This window comes from Pseudomonas sp. ICMP 8385, assembly GCF_002699915.1.
GTDB lineage: Bacteria > Pseudomonadota > Gammaproteobacteria > Pseudomonadales > Pseudomonadaceae > Aquipseudomonas > Aquipseudomonas gessardii.
The window spans coordinates 95,757-101,901 of record NZ_LKBY01000093.1 but is presented as its reverse complement, the minus strand read 5'-3'; the positions used below and the strand labels follow the sequence as shown (position 1 = coordinate 101,901).

8 protein-coding genes are annotated in these 6,145 nt (G+C 58.7%); 7 read left to right on the top strand and 1 reads right to left on the bottom strand.

Annotation, left to right across the window (positions count from 1 at the left end; translation table 11 throughout):
- Positions 1-244 precede the first annotated feature (244 nt).
- Together AO268_RS12270 and AO268_RS12265 are read left to right on the top strand one after the other, a co-directional pair.
- Positions 245-670, top strand: coding sequence for an HIT domain-containing protein (locus AO268_RS12270; protein ID WP_099168833.1), 426 nt, complete (start codon positions 245-247; stop codon positions 668-670).
- 3 nt (positions 671-673) lie between these two features.
- On the top strand, positions 674-880 hold the full coding sequence (locus AO268_RS12265; RefSeq protein ID WP_076961905.1) for a SlyX family protein: 207 nt from the start codon (positions 674-676) through the stop codon (positions 878-880).
- An 81-nt stretch (positions 881-961) separates the two neighbouring features.
- On the opposite strand, the gene AO268_RS33545 is transcribed toward AO268_RS12265, so the two are convergent.
- Positions 962-1,564 carry a cold-shock protein gene (locus AO268_RS33545; protein WP_076961906.1) on the bottom strand — a complete coding sequence of 201 codons (603 nt, stop codon included), beginning with the start codon at positions 1,562-1,564 and terminating at the stop codon, positions 962-964.
- 408 nt (positions 1,565-1,972) lie between these two features.
- Here AO268_RS33545 and AO268_RS12255 point away from each other — a divergent pair, with 408 nt between their 5' ends.
- The 5 genes from AO268_RS12255 to AO268_RS12235 all read left to right on the top strand — a co-directional run bounded on the left by AO268_RS12255 (position 1,973) and on the right by AO268_RS12235 (position 6,142).
- Complete coding sequence (locus AO268_RS12255) at positions 1,973-2,446, top strand: Dps family protein (RefSeq protein ID WP_076961907.1); 474 nt, start codon at positions 1,973-1,975, stop codon at positions 2,444-2,446.
- Between the two features lie 192 nt (positions 2,447-2,638).
- Positions 2,639-2,989: a ribbon-helix-helix domain-containing protein gene (locus tag AO268_RS12250; RefSeq protein ID WP_076961908.1), complete on the top strand. Its 351-nt coding sequence runs from the start codon at positions 2,639-2,641 to the stop codon at positions 2,987-2,989.
- 163 nt (positions 2,990-3,152) lie between these two features.
- Positions 3,153-3,374 carry an FmdB family zinc ribbon protein gene (locus AO268_RS12245; protein ID WP_029300317.1) on the top strand — a complete coding sequence of 74 codons (222 nt, stop codon included), beginning with the start codon at positions 3,153-3,155 and terminating at the stop codon, positions 3,372-3,374.
- Positions 3,375-3,484: 110 nt separating this feature from the next.
- On the top strand, positions 3,485-5,260 hold the full coding sequence (aspS, locus tag AO268_RS12240) for an aspartate--tRNA ligase (RefSeq protein WP_076961909.1): 1,776 nt from the start codon (positions 3,485-3,487) through the stop codon (positions 5,258-5,260).
- Positions 5,261-5,395: 135 nt separating this feature from the next.
- Positions 5,396-6,142, top strand: a complete 747-nt coding sequence (locus AO268_RS12235) for a YebC/PmpR family DNA-binding transcriptional regulator (RefSeq protein ID WP_076961910.1) — start codon at positions 5,396-5,398, stop codon at positions 6,140-6,142.
- Positions 6,143-6,145 lie beyond the last annotated feature (3 nt).

Here is a 6,145-nt window from a genome sequence, read left to right as displayed (position 1 = left end):
CTCGGCGTCGGCGAAGGTCATCTGCTTCATCGGGAAACTCGGTGGGTGGGGTCGCGGTATTTTGCCAAATCAGAAAGTCTTTTTCAGAGTTTCCCTCAAGGCGGGGCATAAAAGACTCATTTTGGTGCGTCGGTGCCCGGCAGTGGGATTGCTCGCAGGTGGCGAACGGATTGCCCCGTGAAGCAGCCGCCATTCGCAGGTATGCTGGGCGCCTGAAACTGACTAGCCGAACGGAGTGACTGCGGTGTTCGCCTTGGATCCACGTCTGCAAAACGACACCTTGCCCATCGGGGAATTTCCCCTGTGCCGGCTGCTGCTGTCCAACGATTCAAACTACCTGTGGCTTATCCTGGTGCCGCGCATTGCGGGCATCAGCGAAGTGTTCCAGCTCGATGCCGGTGACCAGTCCCGGTTGTGGCACGAAACCACCACCTTGGCGCAGTTGCTCAATGCAGGGTTCGATGCCGATAAAATGAACATTGGCGCGCTGGGCAATGTGGTCAACCAGTTGCATATGCACGTGATTGTGCGCAAGCGCGACGATGCGGCCTGGCCTGCCCCAGTCTGGGGCAGGCACCCGGCAGTGCCTTATACCGACGCTCAGGTCGCGGTGATCCGTGCCCGTCTGCGCCAGTTGTTGCCCCCCGACTTCACTTTTGCCCAGGACTGAGCCATGGACCTGCAAGACCGCGTGACGGACCTTGAGAGCCGCCTGGCTTTCCAGGACGACACCATCGAGACACTCAATGACATCCTGGTCGCCCAGCAGCGGGCGGTAGAGCGCCTGCAATTGCAGATAACGGCCTTGCTCAAGCGCCAGGAAGAAATGGGCGGGCAGTTCGAGTCTTCCGAGGAAGAAGCGCCGCCGCCCCATTACTGATGCCTGGATAAACCCCAGGCGATAAAAAACCGCGATGCAGTCTCGACTGCATCGCGGTTTTTTTTGGAGCCTGGCCTGGGGTCAGCGACGCGGCAGGGCGGCGATCACGTCTTCAGCTTGCAGGCCTTTGTCACGGTTCATCACGGAGAACTCCACGCGCTGGCCTTCCACCAGGACGCGATGGCCTTCGCCGCGAATGGCCCGGAAGTGGACGAAGATATCGTCGCCCGAGTCCCGGGAAATAAAGCCGAAGCCTTTGGAGGTGTTGAACCACTTGACGGTCCCGGTATCCCGGTTGGTCATATCGTAGTTTTGCGAGGTGGCCGGGGCCGATGCACGGTAGAAACTGATGGCCAGGTGAAGAACGATAGCCACAACAGCAATGGCCAGGCTGAGCAGGATGGCTGGATGGCCGCCGACTTCAGGCATGGGGGCCAGGAGGGTGAGGGTTTGTACGACGACGGTGAGTACCAGCAATGCGCTGACCAGGTTTTGCAGTTGATGGCGTGTGCCTTTGTTCCAGTAGGGAATCACTGGCGCCAGCGTCAGGTTGAGAAGGCCGAACAGAGCCAGGTACAGCGCGTCGTGTTGTTGCAGGTACGGCAGGCTTTCTGGTTGCAGGCTAGGGATAAAGGACAGCAGCAACGCTGCAGCGCCCGTTAGCAGGTGGACGATTTTCAACATTTTGATTAACTCACGTTAAGACGGATCACAAGGAAGAGCTGACTGGCACGGTTCGCTTCTGAACAATGGGAGGCGTTGGGCACGTGCGCGATTTTCAGCCTATGCCGCTTACCACAGGAAATAGCGGCGGCGACACGCTGCCTATTTAACAGCAAAGCCTGTGCCTTCTCAAATCAAGCGTTTCAAGGCGTTGCGAAGATTATGGCATTTGTGCGGCAAACGCTTGTCCTAGACAGGTGCGCGGTTTTTTCAGGGCGCCGGGCCTTGTCGCTCGTGCATCAAGCGTGATGCAAAGAGGCGATTTGTCGCAGGCTTCCTGCGGCGTGAGGGCTGCGCAAGGCGGGTACTCTTGCTAGAGTGGGTAAGCGCCTGATCAATGAATTTTCATCACAATTGAAGGGAATAAACATGGCAATCGATATCGGTATCAGCGAAGAAGATCGTAAATCCATTGTTGACGGACTTTCACGGCTGCTTTCAGATACCTATGTACTCTATCTGAAAACCCATAACTTTCATTGGAACGTCACAGGGCCGCAATTTCGTACATTGCACTTGATGTTTGAAGAGCAATATAACGAACTGGCGCTGGCCGTCGACTCCATTGCCGAGCGTATTCGTGCCCTGGGCTTTCCTGCACCGGGTGCCTACTCTATCTATGCCCGTCTGTCTTCGATCAAGGAAGAAGAAGGCGTACCCAGCGCTGAAAACATGATCAAGCAACTGGTTGATGGCCAGGAAGCCGTTACCCGCACGGCCCGCGGGATCTTCCCGTTGCTCGATAAAGTCAGTGATGAGCCCACCGCAGACTTGCTGACCCAGCGCATGCAGATTCACGAAAAAACCGCCTGGATGCTGCGTGCGCTGCTCGAAAGCAAGTAAGCACCGCAGGCCAGTGGTGCCTGGCAGGCGCCACTGGCTTCACCTGGTTGCTTCCTGATCCATACGTTGGCTTGTCCTACGAACCGCGACTCTCCGTCTTCTGGCTGCCTTTGCCTGCTTGATGTTTTATAGGCTCAACGGTCAATAACAGCCGTTTATTCAAGAGCCGTTTGGCAAGGGAGTGTCAAGTGTATGTCGCGTAGTATGGGTAAAGGTGTGCTGGAAACTTCCGGCGTCTACAAGATAAAGATCGACCCCTTCGTCAAAGGGTTCGATATGGCGCTGGCCCGGCCATTATCGCGTTCTGTCCGGTTGAATGGTTTCTCAACATGCCTGCGGCTTGAAGAAGTGTATTGGAATATCCTTGGCGAGATCGCCAGGATCAATACCTGTTCGGTCAGTGCGCTGCTGTCTTACGTCGATCGCGAAGTGCACCTGCGTTATGGCGGGGTCAAGAATTTCAGCGGCCTGGTCAGGGTGGTGTGTGTGGTTCATGCGTTGAAAGGGCAGGTATCCACCGCAGATCAGGCTGGGGTTATGTAGCCGGGTTACCCTGTATCAGAGGGGCCGGAGTGTTTCTATAGCGTGCGCTGCGCGTTGCCACGGCTGCACAGCCTCGATTTAACGGATATAATCTCGCCCTTTGCTGCGCATACCGGCTGGTACGGGGCGTGGCGCAGCAGTGATGTGATCGCCGAGATATTCCATGCCCATGTACGATTACCAATGCGCTTCCTGTGGTCATCAGTTGGAAGCCATTCAAAAGATCAGCGACGCGCCGTTGGTCGACTGCCCTGCTTGCCGGGCGCCCGAGCTGAAAAAGATGTTGTCCATGCCGGGCTTTCGCCTGAGCGGTAGCGGCTGGTACGAGACCGACTTCAAGACCGGCGCCAAGAAGAACCTGGCGGGCGGCGACAAAGCAGACTGAGTTGAACTCTACGCGCGAGCTCCTGCATTATCCGTGGCCTGACTTAAAAGGTGCGGTGTCCGGGCAGGAACTCCACCGAATTTCGAATTACGAGAAGTGAAACCACTACCATGATGCGCAGCCACTATTGCGGCCAACTGAACGAGACCCTGGAAGGTCAGGAAATCACCCTTTGCGGATGGGTTCACCGTCGCCGCGACCATGGCGGGGTGATTTTCCTCGATATCCGTGATCGTGATGGTCTGGCCCAGGTGGTATTCGACCCGGATCGCGCCGAGAGCTTCGCTGCCGCCGACCGCGTGCGCAGCGAGTACGTCGTGAAAATCACCGGCAAGGTCCGCCTGCGTCCGGCCGGTGCCACCAACGCCAACATGGCGTCGGGCATGATCGAAGTGCTGGGCTACGAGCTGGAAGTGCTGAACGAGTCGGAAACCCCGCCGTTCCCACTCAACGAGTTCTCCGACGTTGGCGAAGAAACCCGCCTGCGTTATCGCTTCCTCGACCTGCGTCGCCCGGAAATGGCCGAGAAGCTGCGCCTGCGTTCGCGCATGACCACCAGCATCCGTCGCTTCCTCGACGAGAACGGCTTCCTCGACGTCGAGACGCCGATCCTGACCCGGGCCACGCCGGAAGGCGCCCGTGACTACCTGGTGCCAAGCCGTACCCACGCCGGTAGCTTCTTCGCCCTGCCGCAATCGCCGCAGCTGTTCAAGCAACTGCTGATGGTCGCCGGCTTCGACCGTTACTACCAGATCGCCAAGTGCTTCCGCGACGAAGACCTGCGCGCCGACCGCCAGCCGGAATTCACCCAGATCGACATCGAGACCAGCTTCCTCGATGAAAAAGAGATCATGGGCCTGACCGAAGAAATGATCCGCAACCTGTTCAAGGAAGTGCTGGGTCTGGAATTCGGCGAGTTCCCGCACATGACCTTTGAAGAAGCCATGCGCCGCTACGGTTCCGACAAGCCAGACCTGCGTAACCCGCTGGAGCTGGTCGACGTTGCCGACCAGCTCAAGGAAGTCGACTTCAAGGTGTTCAGCGGCCCGGCCAACGACCCGAAATGCCGCATCGCCGCACTGCGTGTGCCAGGCGGGGCGAGCATGCCGCGCAAGCAGATCGATGACTACACCAAGTTCGTCGGCATCTACGGCGCCAAGGGCCTGGCGTACATCAAGGTCAACGAGCGCGCCAAGGGTGCTGAAGGCCTGCAGTCGCCTATCGTCAAGAACATCCCGGAAGACAAGCTCAATGTGATCCTCGACCGCGTTGGCGCAGTCGATGGCGATATCGTGTTCTTCGGCGCCGACAAGGCCAAGATCGTCAGCGAAGCCCTGGGCGCGCTGCGGATCAAGCTGGGCCACGACCTCGACCTGCTGACCTGCAAATGGGCACCGATGTGGGTCGTCGACTTCCCGATGTTTGAAGAGAACGACGACGGCAGCTTCAGCGCCCTGCACCACCCGTTCACCGCACCCAAGTGCACGCCGCAAGAGTTGGAAGCCAACCCGGCGGGCGCTCTGTCCCGTGCCTACGACATGGTGCTCAACGGCACTGAGCTGGGTGGCGGTTCGATCCGTATCCACCGCAAAGAGATGCAGCAGTCGGTCTTCCGCCTGTTGGGCATCAACGAAGCGGAACAGGAAGAGAAGTTCGGCTTCCTGCTCGACGCCCTGAAATATGGCGCTCCACCTCACGGTGGCCTGGCCTTCGGCCTTGACCGCCTGGTGATGCTGATGACCGGTGCCCAGTCGATCCGTGAAGTGATTGCCTTCCCGAAAACCCAGAGTGCTGCGGACGTCATGACCCAGGCTCCGGGTGTGGTGGATGCCAAGGCGCTGCGCGAGCTGCACATCCGCCTGCGCGAGGCGCCGAAGGCTGAGTAAGGCTGCGGCGTGAAAGCGCGATAAGGTTGTACGCAGTCAAAAAGGCGCATCTTCGGATGCGCCTTTGCGTTTAAAAGAGGGAAATCCCGCCTGGGGCGGGATTGAAAGGTTTCTAGAGAATTTCGGAGTTGTGTTATGGCTGGCCATTCCAAGTGGGCGAACATCAAGCACCGCAAAGAGCGTCAGGATGCCAAAAAAGGCAAGATCTTCACCAAGTGGATTCGCGAACTGACCGTCGCTGCCCGCCAGGGCGGCGGTGATCCTGGCTCCAACCCGCGCCTGCGCCTGGCCTTGGACAAGGCCCTGGGCGCCAACATGAGCCGCGATATCATCGACCGCGCCGTGGCCCGTGGGGCCGGTGCGGCAGATACCGACGACATGGTCGAACTGACCTATGAAGGTTACGGTCCGGGCGGCGTCGCGGTGATGGTCGAATGCATGACCGACAACCGCAACCGTACTGCAGCGGCCGTGCGCCATGCCTTCAGCAAGTGCGGCGGCAACCTGGGGACGGATGGTTCGGTGGCCTATCTGTTCGAGCGCAAGGGCCAGATCACCTTTGCACCCGGCACGGATGAAGACGCCCTGATGGAAGCTGCGATGGAGGCGGATGCCGACGACGTGGTGACCAACGAAGACGGCTCCATCGACGTGTTCACCTCGTTCGCCGGCTTCTATGCGGTGCGTAACGCCCTGGAAGCGGCTGGCTTCAAAGGCACCGACGCAGAAATCGTCATGCTGCCGACCACCAGCGCCGAACTGGACCTGGATGGCGCGCAAAAGGTGCTCAAGATGCTGGATATGCTTGAAGACCTGGATGATGTGCAGAACGTCTACTCCAACGCCGACATTCCAGAGTCTGTCGCCGAACAGCTTTCTTAACCG